This window comes from Thiorhodococcus fuscus, from assembly GCF_042682685.1.
Taxonomy (GTDB): Bacteria; Pseudomonadota; Gammaproteobacteria; order Chromatiales; family Chromatiaceae; genus Imhoffiella; species Imhoffiella fuscus.
This window is the reverse complement of sequence record NZ_JBHUHX010000029.1, coordinates 1-20,642: the sequence shown is the minus strand read 5'-3', so window position 1 is coordinate 20,642 and position 20,642 is coordinate 1. Positions and strand designations below refer to the sequence as shown.

The following is a 20,642-nucleotide window of genomic DNA, read 5'->3' as shown; positions in this document are numbered from 1 at the left end:
TTGCAAAAGGCTTCAAAGATAAATCTGACCGCCTAAAGGCGGTGGTTTTAACCCTGCTTCGGACAATAAATGCGCGATGTAATTGACCCAAATACATCAGCTAGTGGGAAGATGCGTTCTTTGCTGAGGGGTAAAGCGGTGAGAATATTGCGAGATCGCTCTAATTTTCTTAAATGCAGCAAATCGGAAGCGAATGAATTAGTCATTGGAACAAAGTTGAGAACGTAATCAACATCAACCCCACTAAAGTCAAATCCGAGTGGCTCAAGGTAGTCAATAACATCCTGGTCATCAGGCACTTCTAAAGGGAGGTTGTAGCATGAAGAAAAATTTTTTAATGCTATGTAAAAATCGTGTTCTAGCATGCGTTTGTGTTCACGAAGACGGTCAGTGTCAATAGAAATGCCTTTGGCCACTGAAGCCATTAAGTAGCGAGATACAGGCTGCTCAATGGTTTGATATCGCTCTAGCTCTCCCTTCTCTGTTGCTGATAGCTTAAGGTTGCACCAGCAGTTATATAAAGCAATTCCAAAATTTTGGTAAGTGCTCGAATCGAATAAAGAGGGCCTGTAGAAAATTTCGAAATAGTCACGGCAGAGTTGCTGTTCTATCTCGGGAAAATTGGGGCGCTTGGAAATATCTTTCCTGTCTCTTAGCCTGCGTTCTTGTTTTGATCCTGAGATTATGACTTGAAACTCATCAACGTCTACGACATAAGGAGGAAGCTTCCCTGTTTTGTGAAATAGTGTTGGCGCTATTAGCCAATAATCATGGCAAATTATAAGTTTTTCCTCGGCTACAATTTGTTCAGCAGTTACTTCAGAAAAACCGCTTTGAGTAATAATGAAATACTTGTCAAGACCGGTTTCTGCATAGTCTTTTTGGTATAGAAATACTATCTCGTGGTCACTAATCATAAGCGCTTATTTCATCATATAGATCTAGAAGAGAGGGCGTTTCTCGATCTGCAATAGGACGTCTTTCAGCGTTAAGGTGAGGTGTTGCCCTATTTCCAGTATGTCGTAGTTTGATGCCCAATTTATCGATTATAGGGGCAAGAGATTGGCGTTCGAGATTAAGCGTTGAAAGTAGGAAGAACCGCTGATTTTGATAGGGCCATGACGCGTCAAAGAGGGGTACCACGGGTATAAGGCGTTTGCATTCATCTACACAGGCGAGGCAAATGAAAATTGCTGATGCCTCAGTGCTTTGGGGTTTGGTCTTTAGTCGATGCTCTGAGGAACTAATTAACTCCTCATTTTTATAATTGTGGCGTGCAAGAGTTAACCAAAGATGATAGTTTTGCCAAGGATGAATGGCCGTTTCATCATTACACAGAAAACGTGAGATCTCTGAGAGATATTCATCTGAAGGCGATAAAGAGTTAATTAGTCGGCAGTAATAATCAGTTGACGCAGGATGCTCTTCAAGACTATCGATCATCAGAGTAAGGAGTTCAGATGCAAGGGTCGATTGGACATCAAATATGTTTGAGTCAACGAGCTTAACTAATCGGTTGACTGCAAATCGAAATTGTCGTGACTGTGTTTCCTGTCGGGCTACGCATTCTTTTAATATTTCCGCTAGATACTTTGCAGACCTGGAAATAACACGTCGGCTTCTGGATCGCCACATGTTATCAATGGCTATGCTTCGGTCGTCGGTTGATGGGAAAAATTCAGAAAGTTCATCCTGTGAATTTTTCGAAGTGAGAATTCGGGTTTTGCTTGAATTAATATTCATTCCTACAGTGCGTAGCTCACCGATTAAGTCGTTAAGAGCACGGCGAGCATTTACCTTGTCAGGGCAAATTATTCGTATGTCATCTACGTATCTATAGTAATCGTAACCTAACTCTACCATGCGATGATCAATGGTATTGAGAACAATATTCGCAATGAAGGACGAAGGGTCGCGGTTTTGGGGTAATCCATGCTTGTCGCTGTATCCCCAGCTGCAAAGCAACTCACAGAGAGTGTTGATCGCGTTGCGTATTCTTAGTTTTTCGAGGCCGCTCGCAGAAATATATGGAATAAGTGACTCAAAATTTTTCCGAATAATATCGACAGTAATATTTTCGAAGCAGTTGATCAGATCCGTGGCTAGGAGTGTTTGGTTTCCGGTAATAGCTGTATAGGTAATACCCTCAAAAGTTCGCCATTGTTCGATTCGCGGTTTGACTAAATATTTTTCTTTTTTACGCTTTCTGTTATATCTATGACTAAGAACACGTGGAGAAAGAAGTGGGTCAAAATATGGGATTAGGTACGTGCAAATGGATTGGTAAATAAATCGGTCAAAAAAATCTGTTTCTAATGAATATCTAATGCCAAGACCCTTTTTAGGTATGTCGCAAAGAGTTCTCTGGATCCCTTCGTATCGGCCATTACCCTCAAGTAGAATTTTTTCAATAATGCCAAGTATGTCATTAATGTTGGCGAAGAGATCTTTGTATTCAATTGCGTCAGGGAACCAATCGTCTCGCATATCCTGGCGCATGTGCGAAAGAACTGCCTTTGCATCAATAGGGAATGAAAGCATTTCAGTGGATGTTGAACTCAATGGGTGAGGTGGCACTACCTTTATCTCTTCTATATGTAGAAGAGGCTACCGATAACTAGAGCCGGAAAAGTAACCGTTAGCATGCGCTGAGGTGATTATACCAACGTCCAGCCCGACGTACCTTCAGTCCGTCAACCTTCACCCTTCTGATAAAAAAATGACCACCTCCCTGTCGCGCCCTTCAAGCGCATGGACGTCAGGGTCGCTTGGTCGAGGTCGACCGTACGAACCCGTTCCGGTCGATTTCCGGTCGGGCTCGCACGGTCGACGGACCATCAGGCCCAAGGATCGACGGCGTCATCCCTGGGATGTCGACGCTGCAACAGATCCCGGGTCAGATCATATGCCTGACGCTCGGCTTCTGAGCGACTCAGACCGCCATCGAATTCGGCGATGGCCGCGCGTTCTTCGAAATACTCCCGCAAGTCGGCGTCCAGTCGGGCCACGAAGGCAGCGATCTCGGCATCGACAGGTGAGCGGTAGGACGATCTCGCCATGAGGCGCTCCTAATAGTCTTCTGGCAACAGCACCGTCGTGACCGAACGGTCTGCTTCCGTGATGATCCAGACCTTGACCCCGTCAGATATCCGGTAGCTCGACAGAAGTCGGAAACCCTCTCTGAGCGCCAGACGGTTCGCCTCGAAGTCCTCGGTCGTGAGATCGCCCCAGTCACCCTGAACGTGACGCTGTAGGAGGGACAAGGGATCGATCCCGTGGCCAAGTCGGCTGGGCCAAGCCACATCCCGACAGGTCGATGAAGAGAAAGGTTCTATCCAGAATCAAGAGCGCGAGAGGAAGCGATAGGGCCAGCTCGAAACGGCTGGAGCCATTTGCAATAGGTGCTGAGTGAGGAACTCGAAGGCTTCAGAGCACGATGCAAACTTGCTTGAGAAAGAAGGATCCTCGCTCCGCATCGCATGGTCTACCAATGTCTCAAAACTGTCTGGAGCGAGGACTATCGCACCAAGGCTCTGGCCGGCCGACGATTAATACGTGTTCGCTGTACGGAATTTATTCTGCGCGTGAACTGATGCTGGCCGCGTGGTACATTACAAAAACGTGTGCAATGCAGTTTCGCCTGTAGTGTCACCTAACAGGTGGAATCGCCTGAAATGCTTGGGCCTAAGGGCAGGAGACACGCGTTCGTAATGCGTGGGCCAGCGGTTCGAATCCGCTCATCAGCCCCATCGCCTCCAGCAGTGTCCGCAACGGACCAATAGCGCATTCCGCTCGCCTCCTCCACCTTCGTCGACGATCCGATCAAGCCGCTGGTCTCGCGCAGAGTTTCTGCCCGCGAGCGGGCGATTCCACTCCCCGCATAGCCAAATCCAGCGCACGGGTCATCCAGCCATTCGAGGTATGCCGCCCATGAACGCAGACGCCCCCACTGACAACTTTTCCGAATTTCTCCTGCCCGACGCACTCATGCGCGGCCTAGCCAGCGCGGGCTACGACACCCCGACGCCGGTGCAGACGCAGGTCATCCCGCTGGCGATGGACGGCATGGACCTGCTGGTTTCGGCCGCGACGGGATCCGGCAAGACGGCCGCGTTCCTGCTGCCGATCATGCAGCGCATGATCGACACGCCAGTCCATGAAGGAGGCACGCGCGCCCTGATTCTGGTTCCGACCCGTGAGTTGGCCAGACAGATCCACACCCATTTCATGCGCCTTGGCAGCTATACCCGGCTGCGGGCAGAGGTCATCACGGGCGGCGACTCGAAGGGCCACCAGATCTCGGACTTGCGCAAGAACCCGGAAATCCTGGTGGCGACTCCCGGTCGATTGCTGGAGTTCCTCGAAACCGGCGAGGCCGATCTGAGCGATCTGGAGATCCTGATCCTGGACGAGGCCGATCGCATGCTCGACATGGGATTCGCCGAGGATGTGCTCGCGATCATCCGCAGCAGCAACCCAGAGCGTCAGTCCATGCTGTTCTCGGCGACACTGCACCACAAGGGGCTGAGCCGACTGACCGATTCCTTCCTGCGCGAGCCGCAGGTTTTGGTGATCAACCCGGTGCGAGAGCAGCACCCGGACATCAAACACCAGGTGATTCTGAGCGACGACCTGAGTCACAAACAGGAGCAACTGAGCTGGCTACTGGAACAGGAAACGTTCGACAAGGCCGTGGTCTTCACCAATACGCGCGACAGTGCGATCGCGCTGACCAATGCCATGATGGGGCGCCAACTGCGCGTCGCCGCGCTTCACGGCGAGCTAGAGCAGCGCGAGCGCAATCGCGTCATGGGCCTGGTGCATAGCGGACGGGTCAAGATTCTGATCGCGACCGACCTGGCCGCACGCGGACTCGACGTCCAGGGGATTCAGCGGGTCATCAATTTCGATCTGCCGCGCAGCGGAGACGACTATCTGCATCGAACCGGTCGCACCGGACGGGCGGGAGAATGCGGGGTCGCCATCTCACTGGTGAGCCCGCCCGAGTGGAACCGGATGGAGAGCATTTCACGCTATCTCAACCTTACCTTCGAGCCACGGATCATCGAGGGACTCAAGGCGAAATTCTCCGGCCAGACCAAGAGCGCCAAAAAGCCCTCGCCCGCTGCCCGCAAGAAGCTGGCCTCGGCGAACAAAAAGGACGCATCCAAGGTCAAGAACCGACTGCGCGACCGTAAGAACATCGGCAATCGCCGCAAGCCCTCGGGCACCGCCGTCGAGGCAGGACACGCACCGCTCACCAAGCGCAAGCCGACACAGGAATAAGACAGTTCGAAAGATGCGGCGCGCGCACGCGCCGCATCGACGGGAATGCCTGGTTTGTGGAGATCGCCCCACGGGGGCACCCCGAGGAAGCGATGGCGATCGGACGACCTGGAGACGCAACCCCGTCTTGGCCGCGAACGCACCGAGGCAATCGCGCTCGGCCTTGCCCGTGGTCCGCTGGATCTCATCGAGATCGGCCTGAGCATCCGACTTGGCGATATATCCAACATGGCCGCAAGGGCCGAGAAACCGCGCCTCAAGCCGGCACTTCTATCCGATTTCAATCGGGGATAAAAGGCCCGACCTCGTCCCCCGCAGCCAACCCGAGCAGATGATCGGCCCGCCCCTGATTGACCGCGATCTCGACCAAACCCAGCGCGTTTTCATACCAGAAGGGTTGACCAGGATCCACCTCACAGAAGGTCCGCGCGAACGGCAGACGCCACGCCCCGACCATCAACACAGGCAATGGAACCCTCTTCGGCACGCTCAAGCCCGTCATGAGGTTACCGAAATGATCCACATAGAGCACGCAGCCACACTCGGATGGCCGATCCGCGCCGACCAACGACTCAGGAAGCAGCGGCGTCAGCGCCAGATCTTCGGAATGGGCGAGACGAACCGCAGCGGGCACGAACCAATCGCGCCCATGGAAGCTGGACGAGAGGCGTTCGGGTCGCCAACCGATCCGCCACAGCGACACGCTCTTCGATTGCCGAACCAGCGGCACCAATAGGCCATTATCGGGGGCGATAAACCAGTTGCCGTCGATCTGGGCCGCCAGAAGCGCACGCTCGCCGCCGACCCCTGGATCCACGACGCAGATCAAGAGGCTTTCCGCAGGGATGTCGCGCACGAGCCCCGACAGGAGACGACCCGCGAGATCTGGACGAAACGGAGGAAGGTCCTGCACCAGATCGATCACGGGCAGATCCGACGCCAACGCCGTCAAGACCGCGCGCATCTGACCGACATAGATCCCAGGACCGAAATCGGTCACCAATAGAATGCGCGCGATCTGGGCCGGGGGCACGGGCGACACCTCGAATCAGAATGGGAAAGACGAAGCGACACGCCCGGAGTTTTGGGCGCGCCAACAAAAAACCGGGCATACGCCCGGTTTTTTGTATCGACGACCGGCAAGGGTCATCTCAATCCTCATCGACCTCGACCGCCGAGGACACGGCGGGGCGGTCGACCAGCTCGACGTAGGCCATCGGTGCCGCATCGCTGGCGCGATAACCGCACTTGAGGATGCGCAGATAGCCACCCGGACGTGTCTGATAACGCGGCCCGAGCTCGACGAACAGCTTGCCAACGGCGTCCTTGTCACGCAGACGGGCGAAGGCCAGACGACGCGCGTGGACGGAGTCCTCTTTCGCCAGGGTGATCAGGGGCTCGGCGACGCGACGCAGCTCCTTGGCCTTCGGCAGGGTAGTCTTGATCAGCTCGTGATGAATCAGCGAAGAGGTCATGTTGCGAAACAAGGCTTCGCGATGCGAGCTGTTACGGTTGAGTTGCCTTCCGGCTTTGCGGTGACGCATGGTCCTGATCCCGAATGTTCGTTAAATCGATCGTATTCATGAGATGACGGCTGCGGACAGCAAGGTCCGCATAGGCCGTTATCGAATGCTAAGCTCGGCGATGTTCTCTGGAGGCCAGTTCTCCAGGCGCATGCCAAGCGAAAGACCGCGGGTCGCCAGCACGTCCTTGATCTCGGTCAGAGATTTCTTGCCGAGATTCGGAGTTTTCAACAGCTCGACCTCGGTCCGCTGGATCAAATCGCCGATCAGATAGATGTTCTCAGCCTTCAGACAATTCGCCGAGCGCACGGTCAGCTCGAGATCGTCCACCGGACGCAGCAGGATCGGGTCGTAAGGCGACTCGTCACGCGCCTCCAGCACCTGATTCTCCGCAGGACCGGTTCCCTCCAGCGCGACGAAGCTCGACAGCTGATCACGCAGAATGGTCGCCGAGCGCTGAATCGCTTCCTTGGGATCGATGGTACCGTTGGTCTCCAGATCGATCACCAAACGGTCGAGGTCGGTACGCTGCTCGACGCGAGCCGACTGCACCTCGATCGCAACCCGGCGCACCGGGCTGAAGGAAGCATCGATCGGCAACTTGCCGATCGGACGGTCGTCGCCGGACTCCAGCTCGCGCTGCGTCGCCGGCTCGTAACCGATACCGCGACGCACCGTCAGCGTCATGCTCAGCTCGCCTTCGGTCAGGTTGGCGATGATCAGATCCGGGTTGGCGATCTCGGCCGTATGATCGATGGCGATATCGGCCGCCGTCACGGGTCCCGGACCACGCTTGCTCAGCGTGAAGGTCGCCTCGTCCTTGCCTTTCAGGGTAATGGCCAGCTGCTTGAGATTCAGAAGAATCTCAAGCACATCCTCCTGGACACCCTCAAGGGTGGTGTATTCGTGGAGAACGCCCTGAATCTCGACTTCCGTTACGGCGCAACCGTCCATCGAAGACAGCAAAATCCGCCGGAGCGCGTTCCCAAGCGTGTGCCCGAAACCGCGTTCGAGTGGTTCCAGCGAGACTTTGGCGTGACTCGAACTGTCGTTGACCAGCTCGACCTTTACGATACGCGGTTTTAGAAATTCGCCAATAGCGTCAGTCATTCTGTGCCTCTCAGAAAGCTCCCTTACTTGGAGTACAGCTCGACGATCAGCGATTCGTTGATGTCTGCTGGAAGATCGGAACGATCTGGGATGCGCTTGAACACACCCTTCAGACCCTTGGTGTCGACCTCGACCCAGTCCGGGAAACCGTACTGCTCGGCCAGAGCCATTGCGTTTTGAACACGCACCTGCTTCTTGGCCGGCTCACGGACCTCGACGTGGTCTTCCATGGCGACCTGATAGGAAGGGATGTTCACGACACGACCGTTAACCAGGATGCCCTTGTGGCTCACCAGCTGACGCGCCTCGGCACGGGTGGCGCCGAAGCCCATCCGATAGACGACGTTATCGAGACGACGCTCCAAGAGCTGCAGCAGGTTTTCACCCGTCGCGCCCTTCGCTTGAGCAGCCTTCTTGTAGTAGTTGCGGAACTGTTTTTCCAGCACACCGTAGATGCGGCGCACTTTCTGCTTCTCGCGCAGCTGACCGCCGTAATCGGAGAGGCGGCGGCGACGATCGGTCGTCTGCCCCGGCTGCTTCTCCATATTGCACTTGGTATCGATTGAGCGCGCACGACTCTTGAGCGAAAGATCGGTCCCTTCGCGCCGTGCCAGCTTGCAGGTTGGGCCTGTGTAACGTGCCATGTCTCTTCCTGTTGAACTGTCAGACGTCAGACGCGCCGCTTTTTGGGCGGACGGCAGCCGTTATGGGGGATCGGCGTCACGTCAGTGATGCTTGTGATCTTGAATCCGGCGTTGTTCAGCGCACGCACAGCGGATTCACGACCCGGCCCCGGCCCCTTGACGTTGACATCCAGGTTGCGCAGCCCGTACTCCTTGGCGATCTGGCCAGCCTTGTCCGCTGCGACCTGCGCGGCGAACGGCGTGCTCTTACGCGAGCCCCGGAAACCGGAACCACCAGAGGTCGCCCAAGCCAGGGCATTACCCTGCCGGTCGGTAATGGTGATGATGGTATTGTTGAAAGAAGCGTGGACGTGGGCGACTCCGTCCGCCACCTGCTTCTTAATCTTCTTTTTCGTGTTGCGAATCGGTTTAGCCATTCGAAGTAATCCAGCTCATCTGCTTGGCGTGCACGCTTAGCGCTTGATCGGACGACGCGGGCCCTTACGGGTCCGGGCGTTGGTGCGAGTCCGCTGACCGCGCAGCGGCAACCCACGACGATGACGGATGCCACGATAGCAACCGAGATCCATCAAGCGCTTGATGTTCATCGACACTTCGCGGCGCAGATCACCTTCGACGGCATACTTCGCCACCTCGTTGCGCAGCTTGTCGACCTCTTCTTCCGTTAGGGTCTGGACTTTCGTGTCACGCGGAATACCCGCTGAATCGCAAATCAGACCCGCACGGGTGCGACCAATGCCATAAATCGCGGTCAACGCGATCACGGCGTGTTTCTTATCCGGGATATTGACGCCGGCGATACGGGCCATATTTACGAACCCCTTTGTCCTAAATGCTCAGCGGGTAAACCGCGTAGTATATCAAACGGTTGGCCTAGGTCAACCAAAGAACGGATCAACCCTGGCGCTGCTTGTGGCGAGGATCGGTACAGATGACCCGCACTGCCCCATTGCGACGGATGATTCTGCAGTTTCTGCACAATTTCTTAACTGATGCACGCACTTTCATTGTTGTCTCCTTAAGACTCGAGCGCCCCAGCGCTTGAAGATGGACCTAGCGCAACATGCCGGCGCCCGGCGACTTCAGGTTGGCCTTTTTCATCAGGCCTTCGTATTGATGCGACATCAAATGGGCCTGAACCTGCGCCATGAAGTCCATAACCACGACGACCACGATCAACAGCGAGGTGCCCCCAAAGTAGAAGGGCACGTTGTAACCAACGATCAAAAACTCCGGCAGCAAACACACCGCCGTGATGTAGATGGCACCAGCTGCGGTCAGCCGGGTCATGACACCGTCGATGTAGCGCGCCGTCTGCTCACCCGGACGGATGCCCGGAATGAAGGCCCCGGAACGCTTGAGGTTGTCCGCCGTCTCCTTCGCGTTGAACACCAGCGCGGTGTAGAAAAAGCAGAAGAAGATGATCGCAGCCGAATAGAGAATGACGTAAATCGGCTCGCCCGGTGCCAGCTTGGAGGTGATATCGGCGATCCAGCGGTAATTCTCGCTACTACCGAACCACTGACCGAGCGTGCCCGGGAACAGGATGATGCTCGACGCGAAGATCGGCGGAATGACGCCGGCCATGTTGAGCTTCAGCGGAAGATGCGTGCTCTGAGCCTGCATCATCCGACGCCCCTGCTGACGACGGGCATAGTTCACCGTGATCCGCCGCTGTCCACGCTCGACGAAGACGACGAACGCCGTCACCGCCAACGCCATGGCGAAAAGCGCCAGCACCGCGAGCGAGTTCATCTCGCCGGTGCGGGCCAGCTCCAGGGTGCCGCCCAGCGCGGCCGGAAGCCCCGCGACGATACCCGAGAAGATGATCATCGAGATGCCGTTGCCGATCCCTCGCTCGGTAATCTGCTCGCCGAGCCACATGAGGAACATGGTCCCGGTCACCAACGTCACGGTCGCCGTGAAGACGAAGCCCACGCCGGCATGGCTGACCAGGGCCGAACCGCCGGCCGTCTGGCTTTGCAGGGCCATCGCGATTCCGACCGCCTGGAAGGTCGCCAAGAACACGGTACCGTAACGCGTGTACTGGGTGATCTTGCGCCGACCCGACTCCCCTTCCTTCTTCAACTGCTCCAGCTGAGGCACCACGGAGGTCATCAGCTGCACGATGATCGAAGCCGAGATGTACGGCATGACGCCGAGCGCGAATAGACTCGCCCGCTTCAGAGCACCACCCGAGAACATGTTGAACATGCCCAGGATGGAGCCTTGATTTTGGTCGAACAGGATGGCCAGCGCCTCTGGATTCACCCCGGGGACCGGGATGAAGGTACCGATCCGGTAGACCAGCAAGGCCCCAAGCAGGAACAGCAAGCGCTGCCGCAACTCTGTCAGCTGCCCCATCCCACCGAGCGCTTTCCCCATGGATCCGACGTTTTTAGCCATCCGATTCGCGCCTTTCTGATTAGTCTTCGATCTTTCCGCCGACCGATTCGATAGCGGAACGCGCGCCCTTGGTCACAGCGAGACCACGGATCGTCAGCGCACGCGCTACTTCGCCGGAAGCGATGATCTTGGCCGTCTTGATGCCGCGACTCAGGATTCCGGCTGCCTTCAGGCTTTCGAGATCGACGGTATCGCCGGCGACCGCGTTCAGCTCAGACAGACGAACCTCTGCACGCGAGAGCGCCTTGCGCGAGCGAAAGCCCACCTTCGGCAAACGACGCTGCAGCGGCATCTGACCGCCTTCGAAACCGACCTTGTGGAAACCGCCGTTACGCGACTTCTGGCCCTTGTGGCCGCGTCCGCAGGTCTTGCCCAGGCCGCTGCCGATACCACGACCAACGCGCTTAGCCGAAGGGCGGCTGCCTGCGTCTGGATGAAGATCATTGAGTCTCATCGTCTTCAGTCCTCCACGACCTTGACCATGTAGTAGACGGCATTGACCATGCCGCGCGTACAGGGCGTATCCTCGACCTCGACCACCTGGTGCATCCGGCGCAGACCGAGCCCGCGCACGCAAGCCTGATGCTTTTCGAGGCGACCGTTGGCGCTACGCACCAGCTTCACCTTCATCATCTTCTTGTCGGACATTGGTTACCCCAGAATCTCGTCGACCGTCTTGCCACGCTTGGCCGCAACGGTCTCAGGATCGTTCATCGCCCGCAGACCGTTGACGGTCGCGCGCACGACATTGATCGGGTTGTTGGTGCCGATACACTTGGCAAGCACGTTCTGCACGCCCAGAACCTCGAACACGGCACGCATGGCACCGCCTGCGATGATTCCGGTACCGTCAGAGGCCGGCTGCATGAAGACCTTGGCCGCGCCGTGGCGACCTTGCAGCGGATACTGCAGGGTGGTGCCATTCAGCTTGACATCGATCATGTTCTTACGTGCGCTTTCCATTGCCTTCTGGATCGCAATCGGCACCTCACGCGCCTTACCGCGACCGAAGCCAACGCGCCCTTTGCCATCGCCGACGACGGTCAGGGCCGCGAAGCCGAACTGACGGCCGCCCTTGACTACCTTGGCAACACGATTGACCTGGACCAGCTTTTCGAGAAGCTCGTCGCCTTCCGCTTTTGGATTGAAGTTCGCCATGATCGAGCCCTCAGAATTTCAGACCGGTCTCGCGCGCGGCATCAGCCAGCGCCTTGAGACGGCCGTGATAACGGAAGCCGGAACGGTCGAACGCGACGGAATCCACTCCAGCGGCGAGCGCACGCTCCGCGATTGCCTTACCGATGACGGTAGCAGCCGAGACGTTCGCCTTATTGCCCTCGATTGCCTGACGCAGATCCTTGTCCAGCGTGGAGGCGCTAGCCACGACCTTGTCACCCGTCGGAGCGATGATCTGGGCATAGGTATGCCGGGGCGTGCGATGAACGCACAGACGGTAAACACCGAGTTCCCGGATCTTGGCGCGTGCGCGCGTGGCGCGGCGCAGGCGTGCCTGTTTCTTATCCATTGGTGAGACCCCTTATTTCTTCTTGGCTTCCTTACGCAGGACGTTTTCGTCCGCGTAACGAACACCCTTGCCCTTGTAAGGCTCCGGAGGACGGAATCCCCGGATCTCCGAGGCGACCTGACCGACCCGCTGCTTGTCGGCGCCGGAAACGACGATTTCGGTCTGGCTCGGGGTCTCGATCGTGATGCCCTCGGGCATCGGATAGTCGATCGGATGGGAGAAGCCCAGATTCAGGTTGAGCACATTGCCCTTGGCCTGCGCACGGTAACCAACGCCGACCAGATTCAGCTTACGGCTGAAACCGGTACCGCAACCCACAACCATGTTGTTGAGCAGCGCACGGGTGGTGCCAGCCATCGCCCAAGCGTTATCGCTGCCCTCGGCGGGAGCGACCTTGATCGCACCCTCATCCTGGCAGACGGCAACGGTCGAATGAACGGTCCAGCCCAGAGTGCCCTTAGGCCCCTTGACGGTGACGTCCTGACCAGCGATCTCGACGGTGACGCCCTTTGGCAACGCAATCGGTGCCTTTGCAACTCGTGACATCTTCGCCTCCCTTACGCGACGTAGGCGATGATTTCACCGCCGTGGCCAGCTTGACGGGCCGCGCGGTCGGTCATCAGACCTTTCGAGGTGGAGACGATCGCAATACCGAGACCGGCCCAAACATTGGGCAGCTCGTTCTTATTGCGGTAGATGCGAAGACCGGGGCGGGAGACGCGCTTCAGCACCTCGATGACCGGCTTGCCACGATAGTACTTCAGCTTGATGACCAGTTCAGGCTTGGCACCATTGGCCTCGACCGTGGCGTCGGCGATATAACCTTCTTCCTTGAGCAGGTTCGCGATCGCGACCTTCTGCTTGGAGGACGGCATCACGATGGTGATTTTACCGCGCTGCTGGCCGTTGCGGATGCGTGTCAGCATATCCGCAATCGGATCAGACATACTCATTGTGCTTCTCCTGGGTCAGTCCGCCTTTGCGACGCGATACCCGCTGATGTAATCGGGCCGATCCCGAAGGCCGGCCCAAAAGGGCGTGCTTACCAGCTCGCCTTGACGACGCCGGGGACATCCCCGCGCATCACGGCTTCACGCAATTTGATACGCGACAACCCGAACTTGCGATAGACGGCGTGCGGACGCCCGCTGACGCGGCAACGACGCTGCTGACGCGAAGGACTCGCATCACGCGGCAATCTCTGCAGCTTCTGCACGGCCTCGTCGATCTGCTCCGGGCTAGCGCTACGATCATTGATCACAGCCTTCAGGGCCGCACGCTTCGCGCTCAACCGGGCTGCGGTCTGGGTGCGCTTACGGTCGCGCGCAATCATGCTCTTCTTCGCCATAGTGCTGTCTCAGGTCCGTGCTATTAAGTGCGGAACGGGAAGTTGAAGGCCTCGAGCAGTGCCCGCCCTTCTTCGTCCGTACGCGCCGAGGTCGTGATGGTGATATCCAGTCCACGCAAGGCATCGATCTTGTCGTAATCGATCTCCGGGAACATGATCTGCTCACGCACGCCCATCGAATAATTGCCGCGACCGTCGAACGCCTTGGCACTCAGACCGCGGAAGTCGCGGATACGCGGGATCGAGACGCTGATCAAACGATCGAGGAACTCGTACATCCGCTCGCGACGCAGGGTCACCTTGCAGCCGATCGGCCAGCCTTCGCGGATCTTGAAGCCGGCGACGGACTTGCGGGCATAGGTCACGATCGGCTGCTGACCGGCGATGGCGCGCATGTCGGCGACGGCATGATCCATCACCTTCTTATCGGCGACGGCCTCGCCCACACCCATATTGAGCGTGATCTTCTCGATGCGCGGCACCTGCATGACGCTCTTATAGCTGAAGCGCTCCTTGAGCTGCCCAACGATGCGCTCTTGATACTCTGTCTGTAATCTGGACATTTCGCTTCCTTCGGTCAGACGTCGACGACTTCGCTGTTCGATTTGAACACGCGAACCTTGCGACCGTCTTCCAGGATCTTGAAGCCAACCCGATCGCCTGCACCCTTCTGGGGGTTGTAGAGCGCCACGTTGGACACATGAATTGGCATCGCCTGATCGACGATTCCACCCGGCTCGCCGACCTGAGGATTGGCTTTTTTGTGCTTGCGAGCGATGTTGATGTTCTCGACGAGAAGCTTGTTCTCATCGACCACCCGCAGCACGGTGCCGCGCTTGCCCTTGTCTTTCCCAGCGATAACGATGACGTCGTCGCCTTTTTTGATCTTCTGCATGACGTCGACTCCCTTACAGCACTTCCGGCGCCAGAGAAATGATCTTCATGAAGCGCTCGCCGCGAAGTTCGCGGGTCACGGGTCCGAAGATACGGGTACCGATCGGCTGAAGCTGGTTGTTCAGCAAAACGGCGGCGTTGCCGTCGAAGCGAATCAAGGAGCCGTCGGGGCGACGCACGCCCTTACGGGTGCGAACCACGACAGCGTTGTAGACGTCGCCTTTCTTGACCTTACCGCGCGGAATGGCATCCTTGACGGAGACCTTGATGACATCACCGATGCCCGCGTAGCGCCGATGCGACCCGCCGAGCACCTTGATGCACATCACGCTCTTGGCGCCGCTATTGTCAGCGACGCTGAGATTCGTCTGCATCTGAATCATTGTCTTATACCTAAAGCTTGTTGCTGATCCGGGGGTTGATTCCGGCTGCTCTGCGAGTGGTCGCGAGGTCGGGCGTGTGCCTGATGCGCGCGACGCCTAGGCGCTCAGCGTGCCTTCTCGATGATTTCAAGTAGGCGCCAGGTCTTCGTCTTGGACAGCGGACGGCACTGCTCGACCCGGACGAGATCGCCTTCACCACACGCATTGGACTCGTCGTGCGCATGGATCTTGGTGGACCGACGCAGGAACTTACCGTAGAGCGGGTGCTTGACGCGGCGCTCGATCAGCACGGTCACGGTCTTGTCCATGGCGCTGCTGGTCACGCGACCTTCCAGTGTGCGATTGGTGTTGTTCTCGTCGCTCATGATTTCCCGCCCGCCGTCATTTCAGCCATCACCGTCTTGATCCGGGCGATATCCCGGCGCACGGCCTTCATCTGAGAGGGCTTGGACAACTGCCCGGTGCCCCGCTGCATGCGCAGATTGAACTGCTCGCGAAGCAGATCCATCATCTGCTTCTGCAGATCCTCGACACTGCTGTTTCTAAGTTCGTTCGCCTTCATCAGAGAATCGTCCGCTTTTCAAAGGTGGTCTGCACCGGCAGTTTGGCCGCAGCCAGCTTGAAGGCCTCACGGGCGAGTTCTTCGCTGACACCTTCGATCTCGTAGAGCATACGGCCCGGCTGAATAAGAGCAACCCAGTATTCTACGTTACCCTTGCCCTTACCCATACGCACTTCGAGAGGCTTCTTCGAGATGGGCTTGTCGGGGAAGACGCGAATCCACAGCTTACCGCCACGCTTGACGCTACGGGTAATAGCACGACGCGCTGCCTCGATTTGGCGTGCGGTCAGACGTCCACGCCCGGTCGCCTTGAGACCGAATTCGCCGAAGCTCACGCGGTTTCCGCTCTGAGCCAGACCGCGATTGCGTCCCTTGTGTTGCTTTCGGAACTTGGTACGTTTCGGTTGCAGCATGTCTTAACCCTTCTTTCCGGCCGCTTTCGGCGCCGGTTCTTCGGGAAGCTGCTCGCCGAAAACCTCGCCTTTGAAGATCCAGACCTTGACACCCAGAATCCCGTAGGTCGTCTTGGCCTCGGCGAATCCGTAGTCAATGTCCGCGCGCAGAGTATGCAACGGCACACGACCTTCACGCGCCCACTCGCTGCGCGCGATCTCGGCACCGTTAAGACGTCCGGCGACGTTGACCTTGATACCCTCGGCACCCAAACGCATGGTGTTCTGGATAGAGCGCTTCATCGCGCGACGGAACATGATGCGACGTTCGAGCTGCTGGGCGATGCCCTCTGCGACGAGCTGCGCATCCAGTTCCGGCTTGCGGATTTCCTCGATGCTGATATGCACCGGGATGCCCATCATCGCCGACACCTTGGTGCGCAGCTTGTCGATGTCCTCGCCCTTCTTGCCGATCACCACGCCCGGACGGGCGGTATGGATGGTGATATGGGCATTCTTGGCCGGACGATTGATTTGGATACGGCTCACCGATGCCTTGGCGAGTTCCTTACGAAGGAAATCGCGCACTTGCAGGTCGGTGTTGAGCAGATCCGCATAATCTTTCGAATTGGCATACCACTTGGACGTCCAGTCTTTGACGATGCCAAGCCGGATACCATTCGGATGAACTTTTTGTCCCATGCTGGTCTCCTGGGCTACCTTAGCCTTCTGCCACAGTCAACGTAATGTGACTGGTGCGCTTCATGATGCGATTGGCACGGCCCTTGGCGCGCGCATGGATTCGCTTCATGGTCGGGCCTTCGTTGACCTGAATGGCCGCGACCTTGAGCTCGTCAATATCCGCACCAGCGTTGTGCTCGGCATTGGCAATAGCGGACTCCAGGACCTGCTTGATGATCTCGGCGCCCTTCTTGGTGCTGAACGTGAGTGTATTCAGGGCCTCTTCGACATGACGGCCACGAATCAGATCCGCCACCAGTCGTGCCTTTTGGGCCGAGATGCGGGCGTATTTCAATGTTGCTTCGGCTTGCATCCCCGATCTCCGACTAGCGCTTCTTGGCCTTTTTATCGGCAGCGTGACCGCGATAGGTGCGGGTCATCGCGAATTCGCCGAGCTTATGGCCGATCATGTTTTCATTGACGAGCACTGGCACGTGCTGACGTCCGTTGTGGACTGCAATGGTCAGACCAACCATCTCAGGCAGGATCATGGACCGACGCGACCAGGTCTTGATCGGACGCTTACTGTTTTGGGCGACCGCCTCTTCCACCTTTTTGACCAGGTGGTGGTCCACAAAGGGTCCTTTTCGAATCGAACGTGGCACTTGCTCAACCTCGCCTTATTTACTTGCGACCGCGACGACGCACGATCATGCTGTCGGTCCGCTTGTTCTTGCGCGTCTTATGACCCTTGGTCGGTACGCCCCAAGGAGTGACCGGATGACGACCACCGGAGGTGCGGCCTTCGCCACCACCATGCGGGTGATCGACCGGGTTCATCACGACACCGCGGACGGTCGGACGCACACCACGCCAACGGGTCGCACCGGCCTTGCCCAGCTTGCGCAGGCTATGCTCGGCGTTGCCGACCTCGCCGATAACGGCGCGGCAGTCGGCGTGCACCTTGCGCATCTCGCCCGAGCGCAGACGCAGGGTCGCGGTCCCAGTGTCGCGCGCGACGAGCTGGGCAGAGGCACCGGCGGAACGCACCATCTGCGCGCCCTTACCGGGACGCATCTCGATGCAATGCACCTGAGTACCGACCGGAATATTGCGCAGCGGCATGCAATTGCCGACAGAGATCGGCGCGGCTTCACCCGCCTGCACGGTGTCACCCGCCTTCAGCCCCTTCGGAGCGATGATATAGGCGCGGTCACCATCGGCATACTTGAGTAGCGCAATATGCGCGGAGCGATTCGGATCGTATTCCAAGCGCTCGACGGTCGCCGGAACGCCCTCTTTGTTGCGCTTGAAATCGATAATGCGGTAACGCTGCTTGTGGCCACCGCCCTGATGGCGCACGGAAATGCGTCCCTGGTTATTACGGCCGCCGTGCTTGCTTTTCTTCTCGATCAAGGGTGCATAAGGCGCACCCTTGTGCAGGTCCGGAGTCGTCACTTTGACGACAAAGCGGCGCCCGGCAGACGTCGGTTTAGTCTTTACGATTGGCATCTTGGTCTATCCGTTGCTGTCCGCCGCCGCGCTCACGCGCCGCCGCCGAAGTCGATGTCTTGACCGGCCTTCAAGCGCACATACGCCTTGCGCCAGTCCTGCCGCTTGCCCAGGCGCTGCCCGTGGCGCTTTTGCTTACCCTTCACATTGAGGATCTGGACGGTATCGACCTGAACCTCGAAGAGCAGCTCAACGGCACTCGCCACTTCCTGCTTGGTCGCATCGGTCGTGACGCGGAAGGCCACCTGCCCAGCGGTTTCCGCCAGACGCGAGGACTTCTCTGAGATGATTGGCGCAACCAGCACCTTCATCAGACGCTCATTGCTGCTCATGCCAGTCGCTCCTCAAGCTTCTTGATGGCCGCCTCGGTTGCGAGTACGGAATCAAAGGTCACCATGCTGACCGGATCCACTTCCTGAGCCGACATGACATCGACATTCGGAAGATTGCGCGCAGCCAGGAAGAGCTTGTCATCGAAGCCGTCGGTCAGGATGAGCACATCCCGAACATCGTAGGTCTTCAACAGCGCGAGCAATTCCTTGGTCTTGGGCGCTTCGAGCGCCAACTCCGGCGCAACGATCAGGCGCTCGGCACGGACCAGCTCGGAGATGATCGAGCGCACGGCGCCACGATACATCTTGCGGTTCACCTTCTGAGAGTAATCGCGCGGCTGGGCAGCGAAGGTGACACCACCGGAACGCCAGATCGGGCTACGCGACGTACCGGCACGCGCACGTCCTGTTCCCTTTTGACGCCACGGCTTGGCACCGCCACCCGAGACGGCAGAACGATTCTTCTGAGCCTTGGTTCCAGCGCGCGCACCCGCGAGATAGGCGACCACGACCTGATGAACCAAACCTGGTTTGTATTCGACGCCGAACACGGCGTCTGAAACCTGCACACTGGCCGAGCCAGTGTGGTTTCGAATGGCGAGTTCCATGAGTGCTTAGCCCTTGTTCTTTTGCTTCACGGACGGCAGCACGATCAATCGCCCGCCGGTCGGTCCCGGCACACCGCCACGGACCAGCAGCAGGTTACGGTCGGTATCGACCCGCACTACCTCGAGGTTCTGCTGACAACGATTGGCCGCACCCAGGTGACCAGCCATCTTCTTACCCTTCCAGACGCGACCCGGGGTCTGGTTCTGACCGATGGAACCCGGCGCACGGTGCGACAGCGAGTTACCATGGGTCCGATCCTGTCCGGCAAAGTGGTGACGGCGAATGACGCCGGCGAAACCGCGACCTTTGGTCACGCCACGCACGTCGACCTTCTGGCCAGGCTCGAAGATGGAGACCGAAATCTCCTGCCCGACCTGCAGATCCGCACCTTCCTCGCCTTCAAGACGAAATTCCTTCAACACCTCGCCGGCTTCGACGCCGGCCTTGGCGTAGTGACCCGCCATCGGCTTGGTCACCCGAGAGGCGCGACGCGTACCGAATGCCACCTGAATAGCGCAATAGCCATCGGTCTCGGCGGACTTCACCTGGCTGATGTGATTCGGCGTCACCTCGATCACGGTGACCGGAACGCTCTCGCCGGTCTCGGTGAAGAGGCGCGTCATGCCGGCTTTGCGGCCGATAACTCCAATCGTCATCGTATCGTCCTCAGCTCAGCTTGATCTGGACGTCGACACCGGCGGCCAGATCCAGTTTCATCAGCGCGTCGACCGTCTTGTCGGTCGGGTCGACGATATCCATCAGGCGCTTGTGGGTCCGCAGCTCGTACTGATCGCGCGCGTCCTTGTTGACGTGCGGCGACACCAGAACGGTGAAACGCTCCTTCTTCGAGGGCAGCGGGACCGGACCACGCACCTGAGCGCCGGTGCGCTTGGCGGTATCCACGATCTCGCGGGCGGACTGATCGATCAGACGATGATCGAATGCCTTCAATCGAATACGAATTCTCTGGTTCGTCATGTCCTTACTCGATGATCTTGGAGACGACGCCGGCACCGACGGTACGGCCACCTTCACGTACCGCAAAGCGCAAACCTTCTTCCATCGCGATCGGCGCGATCAGCTTGACCGTCATCTTGACGTTATCGCCAGGCATGACCATCTCGATCCCTTCCGGCAGATCGCAGGCGCCGGTGACGTCGGTGGTCCGGAAGTAGAACTGCGGACGGTAGCCGTTGAAGAAGGGCGTGTGACGACCGCCCTCTTCCTTGCTCAGCACGTACACTTCGGCTTCGAAGTGGGTGTGCGGGGTGATGGAACCCGGCTTGGCCAACACCTGACCGCGCTCGACGTCCTCACGCTTGGTGCCACGCAGCAGCGCACCGATGTTGTCGCCGGCCTGACCTTGATCGAGCAGCTTGCGGAACATCTCGACGCCGGTGCAGGTGGTCTTGACGGTGTCTTTGATACCAACGAT

General features: G+C 57.9%; 35 protein-coding genes and 1 tRNA gene. 2 read left to right on the top strand and 34 right to left on the bottom strand.

Annotated elements, in window-relative coordinates; genetic code table 11:
- Positions 1-47 precede the first annotated feature (47 nt).
- From ACFSJC_RS11925 to ACFSJC_RS11910, 4 genes are all read right to left on the bottom strand, one after another.
- Positions 48-917, bottom strand: coding sequence for a hypothetical protein (locus ACFSJC_RS11925; RefSeq protein ID WP_386026915.1), 870 nt, complete (start codon positions 915-917; stop codon positions 48-50).
- A complete protein-coding gene (locus ACFSJC_RS11920; RefSeq protein WP_386026912.1) occupies positions 910-2,577 on the bottom strand; it encodes an RNA-directed DNA polymerase in 1,668 nt (555 codons plus the stop codon). The genes ACFSJC_RS11925 and ACFSJC_RS11920 overlap by 8 nt, the downstream gene beginning before the upstream one ends.
- Positions 2,578-2,837: 260 nt before the next feature.
- A complete protein-coding gene (locus tag ACFSJC_RS11915) occupies positions 2,838-3,059 on the bottom strand; it encodes a hypothetical protein (RefSeq protein WP_386026910.1) in 222 nt (73 codons plus the stop codon).
- Positions 3,060-3,068: 9 nt separating this feature from the next.
- Positions 3,069-3,263: an SH3 domain-containing protein gene (locus ACFSJC_RS11910; protein ID WP_386026907.1), complete on the bottom strand. Its 195-nt coding sequence runs from the start codon at positions 3,261-3,263 to the stop codon at positions 3,069-3,071.
- A 413-nt stretch (positions 3,264-3,676) separates the two neighbouring features.
- Here ACFSJC_RS11910 and ACFSJC_RS11905 point away from each other — a divergent pair.
- A tRNA-Thr gene (locus tag ACFSJC_RS11905) sits at positions 3,677-3,749 on the top strand.
- A 181-nt stretch (positions 3,750-3,930) separates the two neighbouring features.
- Entirely contained in the window at positions 3,931-5,286 is a 1,356-nt protein-coding gene (locus ACFSJC_RS11900) for a DEAD/DEAH box helicase (protein WP_386026905.1), read from the top strand.
- A 280-nt stretch (positions 5,287-5,566) separates the two neighbouring features.
- Here ACFSJC_RS11900 and ACFSJC_RS11895 read toward each other — a convergent pair whose 3' ends face one another.
- The 30 genes from ACFSJC_RS11895 to ACFSJC_RS11750 form a co-directional block, all read right to left on the bottom strand.
- On the bottom strand, positions 5,567-6,319 hold the full coding sequence (locus tag ACFSJC_RS11895) for an SAM hydrolase/SAM-dependent halogenase family protein (RefSeq protein ID WP_386026902.1): 753 nt from the start codon (positions 6,317-6,319) through the stop codon (positions 5,567-5,569).
- A 118-nt stretch (positions 6,320-6,437) separates the two neighbouring features.
- On the bottom strand, positions 6,438-6,830 hold the full coding sequence (gene rplQ / locus ACFSJC_RS11890; protein WP_386026900.1) for a 50S ribosomal protein L17: 393 nt from the start codon (positions 6,828-6,830) through the stop codon (positions 6,438-6,440).
- 78 nt (positions 6,831-6,908) lie between these two features.
- Positions 6,909-7,919, bottom strand: a complete 1,011-nt coding sequence (locus ACFSJC_RS11885; protein WP_386026898.1) for a DNA-directed RNA polymerase subunit alpha — start codon at positions 7,917-7,919, stop codon at positions 6,909-6,911.
- 23 nt (positions 7,920-7,942) lie between these two features.
- Complete coding sequence (gene rpsD, locus ACFSJC_RS11880; protein ID WP_386026896.1) at positions 7,943-8,563, bottom strand: 30S ribosomal protein S4; 621 nt, start codon at positions 8,561-8,563, stop codon at positions 7,943-7,945.
- A 26-nt stretch (positions 8,564-8,589) separates the two neighbouring features.
- Positions 8,590-8,979 (bottom strand): 30S ribosomal protein S11, encoded by a 390-nt coding sequence (rpsK, locus tag ACFSJC_RS11875; RefSeq protein WP_007040473.1) that lies wholly within the window; start codon positions 8,977-8,979, stop codon positions 8,590-8,592.
- 36 nt (positions 8,980-9,015) lie between these two features.
- The gene (rpsM, locus tag ACFSJC_RS11870) at positions 9,016-9,372 is read right to left on the bottom strand and encodes a 30S ribosomal protein S13 (protein ID WP_007040472.1); all 357 of its coding nucleotides are present in this window, start codon (positions 9,370-9,372) and stop codon (positions 9,016-9,018) included.
- Positions 9,373-9,457: 85 nt separating this feature from the next.
- Entirely contained in the window at positions 9,458-9,571 is a 114-nt protein-coding gene (gene rpmJ / locus ACFSJC_RS11865; RefSeq protein ID WP_081763579.1) for a 50S ribosomal protein L36, read from the bottom strand.
- A gap of 45 nt (positions 9,572-9,616) precedes the next feature.
- Positions 9,617-10,969: a preprotein translocase subunit SecY gene (gene secY, locus ACFSJC_RS11860; RefSeq protein WP_386026893.1), complete on the bottom strand. Its 1,353-nt coding sequence runs from the start codon at positions 10,967-10,969 to the stop codon at positions 9,617-9,619.
- 19 nt (positions 10,970-10,988) lie between these two features.
- The gene (gene rplO / locus ACFSJC_RS11855; RefSeq protein ID WP_386026890.1) at positions 10,989-11,423 is read right to left on the bottom strand and encodes a 50S ribosomal protein L15; all 435 of its coding nucleotides are present in this window, start codon (positions 11,421-11,423) and stop codon (positions 10,989-10,991) included.
- A 5-nt stretch (positions 11,424-11,428) separates the two neighbouring features.
- Entirely contained in the window at positions 11,429-11,617 is a 189-nt protein-coding gene (gene rpmD / locus ACFSJC_RS11850) for a 50S ribosomal protein L30 (protein WP_007040469.1), read from the bottom strand.
- Between the two features lie 3 nt (positions 11,618-11,620).
- Positions 11,621-12,127: a 30S ribosomal protein S5 gene (rpsE, locus tag ACFSJC_RS11845; RefSeq protein ID WP_007040468.1), complete on the bottom strand. Its 507-nt coding sequence runs from the start codon at positions 12,125-12,127 to the stop codon at positions 11,621-11,623.
- Positions 12,128-12,137: 10 nt separating this feature from the next.
- On the bottom strand, positions 12,138-12,494 hold the full coding sequence (gene rplR, locus ACFSJC_RS11840; RefSeq protein WP_386026887.1) for a 50S ribosomal protein L18: 357 nt from the start codon (positions 12,492-12,494) through the stop codon (positions 12,138-12,140).
- A 12-nt stretch (positions 12,495-12,506) separates the two neighbouring features.
- Positions 12,507-13,040: a 50S ribosomal protein L6 gene (rplF, locus tag ACFSJC_RS11835; RefSeq protein WP_386026885.1), complete on the bottom strand. Its 534-nt coding sequence runs from the start codon at positions 13,038-13,040 to the stop codon at positions 12,507-12,509.
- Positions 13,041-13,051: 11 nt separating this feature from the next.
- The gene (rpsH, locus tag ACFSJC_RS11830) at positions 13,052-13,447 is read right to left on the bottom strand and encodes a 30S ribosomal protein S8 (protein ID WP_007040465.1); all 396 of its coding nucleotides are present in this window, start codon (positions 13,445-13,447) and stop codon (positions 13,052-13,054) included.
- A gap of 89 nt (positions 13,448-13,536) precedes the next feature.
- The gene (rpsN, locus tag ACFSJC_RS11825; protein ID WP_386026883.1) at positions 13,537-13,842 is read right to left on the bottom strand and encodes a 30S ribosomal protein S14; all 306 of its coding nucleotides are present in this window, start codon (positions 13,840-13,842) and stop codon (positions 13,537-13,539) included.
- A gap of 23 nt (positions 13,843-13,865) precedes the next feature.
- The gene (gene rplE / locus ACFSJC_RS11820; protein WP_386026881.1) at positions 13,866-14,405 is read right to left on the bottom strand and encodes a 50S ribosomal protein L5; all 540 of its coding nucleotides are present in this window, start codon (positions 14,403-14,405) and stop codon (positions 13,866-13,868) included.
- A gap of 14 nt (positions 14,406-14,419) precedes the next feature.
- On the bottom strand, positions 14,420-14,737 hold the full coding sequence (gene rplX, locus ACFSJC_RS11815; RefSeq protein ID WP_386026878.1) for a 50S ribosomal protein L24: 318 nt from the start codon (positions 14,735-14,737) through the stop codon (positions 14,420-14,422).
- A 13-nt stretch (positions 14,738-14,750) separates the two neighbouring features.
- A complete protein-coding gene (rplN, locus tag ACFSJC_RS11810; RefSeq protein WP_007040461.1) occupies positions 14,751-15,119 on the bottom strand; it encodes a 50S ribosomal protein L14 in 369 nt (122 codons plus the stop codon).
- Positions 15,120-15,223: 104 nt separating this feature from the next.
- Positions 15,224-15,484, bottom strand: coding sequence for a 30S ribosomal protein S17 (gene rpsQ / locus ACFSJC_RS11805; RefSeq protein WP_386026876.1), 261 nt, complete (start codon positions 15,482-15,484; stop codon positions 15,224-15,226).
- Positions 15,481-15,681: a 50S ribosomal protein L29 gene (gene rpmC / locus ACFSJC_RS11800; RefSeq protein WP_007040459.1), complete on the bottom strand. Its 201-nt coding sequence runs from the start codon at positions 15,679-15,681 to the stop codon at positions 15,481-15,483. The genes rpsQ and rpmC overlap by 4 nt, the downstream gene beginning before the upstream one ends.
- Positions 15,681-16,094 (bottom strand): 50S ribosomal protein L16, encoded by a 414-nt coding sequence (rplP, locus tag ACFSJC_RS11795; protein WP_386026874.1) that lies wholly within the window; start codon positions 16,092-16,094, stop codon positions 15,681-15,683. The genes rpmC and rplP overlap by 1 nt, the downstream gene beginning before the upstream one ends.
- A 3-nt stretch (positions 16,095-16,097) precedes the next feature.
- The gene (rpsC, locus tag ACFSJC_RS11790) at positions 16,098-16,775 is read right to left on the bottom strand and encodes a 30S ribosomal protein S3 (RefSeq protein ID WP_007040457.1); all 678 of its coding nucleotides are present in this window, start codon (positions 16,773-16,775) and stop codon (positions 16,098-16,100) included.
- 19 nt (positions 16,776-16,794) lie between these two features.
- The gene (gene rplV, locus ACFSJC_RS11785; protein WP_007040456.1) at positions 16,795-17,127 is read right to left on the bottom strand and encodes a 50S ribosomal protein L22; all 333 of its coding nucleotides are present in this window, start codon (positions 17,125-17,127) and stop codon (positions 16,795-16,797) included.
- 13 nt (positions 17,128-17,140) lie between these two features.
- Positions 17,141-17,419, bottom strand: a complete 279-nt coding sequence (gene rpsS, locus ACFSJC_RS11780; protein WP_007040455.1) for a 30S ribosomal protein S19 — start codon at positions 17,417-17,419, stop codon at positions 17,141-17,143.
- Between the two features lie 19 nt (positions 17,420-17,438).
- Positions 17,439-18,266 carry a 50S ribosomal protein L2 gene (gene rplB / locus ACFSJC_RS11775; protein WP_386026872.1) on the bottom strand — a complete coding sequence of 276 codons (828 nt, stop codon included), beginning with the start codon at positions 18,264-18,266 and terminating at the stop codon, positions 17,439-17,441.
- A 32-nt stretch (positions 18,267-18,298) separates the two neighbouring features.
- The gene (rplW, locus tag ACFSJC_RS11770) at positions 18,299-18,598 is read right to left on the bottom strand and encodes a 50S ribosomal protein L23 (protein WP_007040453.1); all 300 of its coding nucleotides are present in this window, start codon (positions 18,596-18,598) and stop codon (positions 18,299-18,301) included.
- Positions 18,595-19,206, bottom strand: a complete 612-nt coding sequence (gene rplD, locus ACFSJC_RS11765) for a 50S ribosomal protein L4 (protein ID WP_386026870.1) — start codon at positions 19,204-19,206, stop codon at positions 18,595-18,597. Before rplD ends, rplW begins: the two co-directional genes overlap by 4 nt.
- Positions 19,207-19,212: 6 nt before the next feature.
- Positions 19,213-19,863 (bottom strand): 50S ribosomal protein L3, encoded by a 651-nt coding sequence (rplC, locus tag ACFSJC_RS11760; RefSeq protein WP_386026868.1) that lies wholly within the window; start codon positions 19,861-19,863, stop codon positions 19,213-19,215.
- Between the two features lie 10 nt (positions 19,864-19,873).
- Positions 19,874-20,185, bottom strand: a complete 312-nt coding sequence (gene rpsJ, locus ACFSJC_RS11755) for a 30S ribosomal protein S10 (RefSeq protein WP_007040450.1) — start codon at positions 20,183-20,185, stop codon at positions 19,874-19,876.
- 4 nt (positions 20,186-20,189) lie between these two features.
- Positions 20,190-20,642: EF-Tu C-terminal domain-related protein (locus ACFSJC_RS11750; protein WP_386026844.1), on the bottom strand; the 453-nt coding region annotated here is incomplete at its 5' end.

What these genes read in the sequence shown, in the direction of transcription:
- rpsC (WP_007040457.1), bottom strand. Translation starts at nt 16,775, where the DNA reads ATGGGACAAAAAGTTCATCCGAATGGTATCCGGCTTGGCATCGTCAAA.
- rplN (WP_007040461.1), bottom strand. Translation starts at nt 15,119, where the DNA reads ATGATTCAGATGCAGACGAATCTCAGCGTCGCTGACAATAGCGGCGCC.
- rplB (WP_386026872.1), bottom strand. Translation starts at nt 18,266, where the DNA reads ATGCCAATCGTAAAGACTAAACCGACGTCTGCCGGGCGCCGCTTTGTC.
- rplR (WP_386026887.1), bottom strand. Translation starts at nt 12,494, where the DNA reads ATGGATAAGAAACAGGCACGCCTGCGCCGCGCCACGCGCGCACGCGCC.
- rplF (WP_386026885.1), bottom strand. Translation starts at nt 13,040, where the DNA reads ATGTCACGAGTTGCAAAGGCACCGATTGCGTTGCCAAAGGGCGTCACC.
- rplE (WP_386026881.1), bottom strand. Translation starts at nt 14,405, where the DNA reads ATGTCCAGATTACAGACAGAGTATCAAGAGCGCATCGTTGGGCAGCTC.
- rpsE (WP_007040468.1), bottom strand. Translation starts at nt 12,127, where the DNA reads ATGGCGAACTTCAATCCAAAAGCGGAAGGCGACGAGCTTCTCGAAAAG.
- rplQ (WP_386026900.1), bottom strand. Translation starts at nt 6,830, where the DNA reads ATGCGTCACCGCAAAGCCGGAAGGCAACTCAACCGTAACAGCTCGCAT.
- rplW (WP_007040453.1), bottom strand. Translation starts at nt 18,598, where the DNA reads ATGAGCAGCAATGAGCGTCTGATGAAGGTGCTGGTTGCGCCAATCATC.
- rplX (WP_386026878.1), bottom strand. Translation starts at nt 14,737, where the DNA reads ATGCAGAAGATCAAAAAAGGCGACGACGTCATCGTTATCGCTGGGAAA.
- rpmD (WP_007040469.1), bottom strand. Translation starts at nt 11,617, where the DNA reads ATGTCCGACAAGAAGATGATGAAGGTGAAGCTGGTGCGTAGCGCCAAC.
- rplC (WP_386026868.1), bottom strand. Translation starts at nt 19,863, where the DNA reads ATGACGATTGGAGTTATCGGCCGCAAAGCCGGCATGACGCGCCTCTTC.
- rpsN (WP_386026883.1), bottom strand. Translation starts at nt 13,842, where the DNA reads ATGGCGAAGAAGAGCATGATTGCGCGCGACCGTAAGCGCACCCAGACC.
- rplP (WP_386026874.1), bottom strand. Translation starts at nt 16,094, where the DNA reads ATGCTGCAACCGAAACGTACCAAGTTCCGAAAGCAACACAAGGGACGC.
- ACFSJC_RS11885 (WP_386026898.1), bottom strand. Translation starts at nt 7,919, where the DNA reads ATGACTGACGCTATTGGCGAATTTCTAAAACCGCGTATCGTAAAGGTC.
- rpmC (WP_007040459.1), bottom strand. Translation starts at nt 15,681, where the DNA reads ATGAAGGCGAACGAACTTAGAAACAGCAGTGTCGAGGATCTGCAGAAG.
- ACFSJC_RS11925 (WP_386026915.1), bottom strand. Translation starts at nt 917, where the DNA reads ATGATTAGTGACCACGAGATAGTATTTCTATACCAAAAAGACTATGCA.
- rpsJ (WP_007040450.1), bottom strand. Translation starts at nt 20,185, where the DNA reads ATGACGAACCAGAGAATTCGTATTCGATTGAAGGCATTCGATCATCGT.
- rplV (WP_007040456.1), bottom strand. Translation starts at nt 17,127, where the DNA reads ATGCAAGCCGAAGCAACATTGAAATACGCCCGCATCTCGGCCCAAAAG.
- secY (WP_386026893.1), bottom strand. Translation starts at nt 10,969, where the DNA reads ATGGCTAAAAACGTCGGATCCATGGGGAAAGCGCTCGGTGGGATGGGG.
- rpmJ (WP_081763579.1), bottom strand. Translation starts at nt 9,571, where the DNA reads ATGAAAGTGCGTGCATCAGTTAAGAAATTGTGCAGAAACTGCAGAATC.
- rpsM (WP_007040472.1), bottom strand. Translation starts at nt 9,372, where the DNA reads ATGGCCCGTATCGCCGGCGTCAATATCCCGGATAAGAAACACGCCGTG.
- rpsQ (WP_386026876.1), bottom strand. Translation starts at nt 15,484, where the DNA reads ATGAGCGACGAGAACAACACCAATCGCACACTGGAAGGTCGCGTGACC.
- ACFSJC_RS11900 (WP_386026905.1), top strand. Translation starts at nt 3,931, where the DNA reads ATGAACGCAGACGCCCCCACTGACAACTTTTCCGAATTTCTCCTGCCC.
- ACFSJC_RS11915 (WP_386026910.1), bottom strand. Translation starts at nt 3,059, where the DNA reads ATGGCGAGATCGTCCTACCGCTCACCTGTCGATGCCGAGATCGCTGCC.
- rplD (WP_386026870.1), bottom strand. Translation starts at nt 19,206, where the DNA reads ATGGAACTCGCCATTCGAAACCACACTGGCTCGGCCAGTGTGCAGGTT.
- rpsK (WP_007040473.1), bottom strand. Translation starts at nt 8,979, where the DNA reads ATGGCTAAACCGATTCGCAACACGAAAAAGAAGATTAAGAAGCAGGTG.
- rplO (WP_386026890.1), bottom strand. Translation starts at nt 11,423, where the DNA reads ATGAGACTCAATGATCTTCATCCAGACGCAGGCAGCCGCCCTTCGGCT.
- rpsD (WP_386026896.1), bottom strand. Translation starts at nt 8,563, where the DNA reads ATGGCACGTTACACAGGCCCAACCTGCAAGCTGGCACGGCGCGAAGGG.
- rpsH (WP_007040465.1), bottom strand. Translation starts at nt 13,447, where the DNA reads ATGAGTATGTCTGATCCGATTGCGGATATGCTGACACGCATCCGCAAC.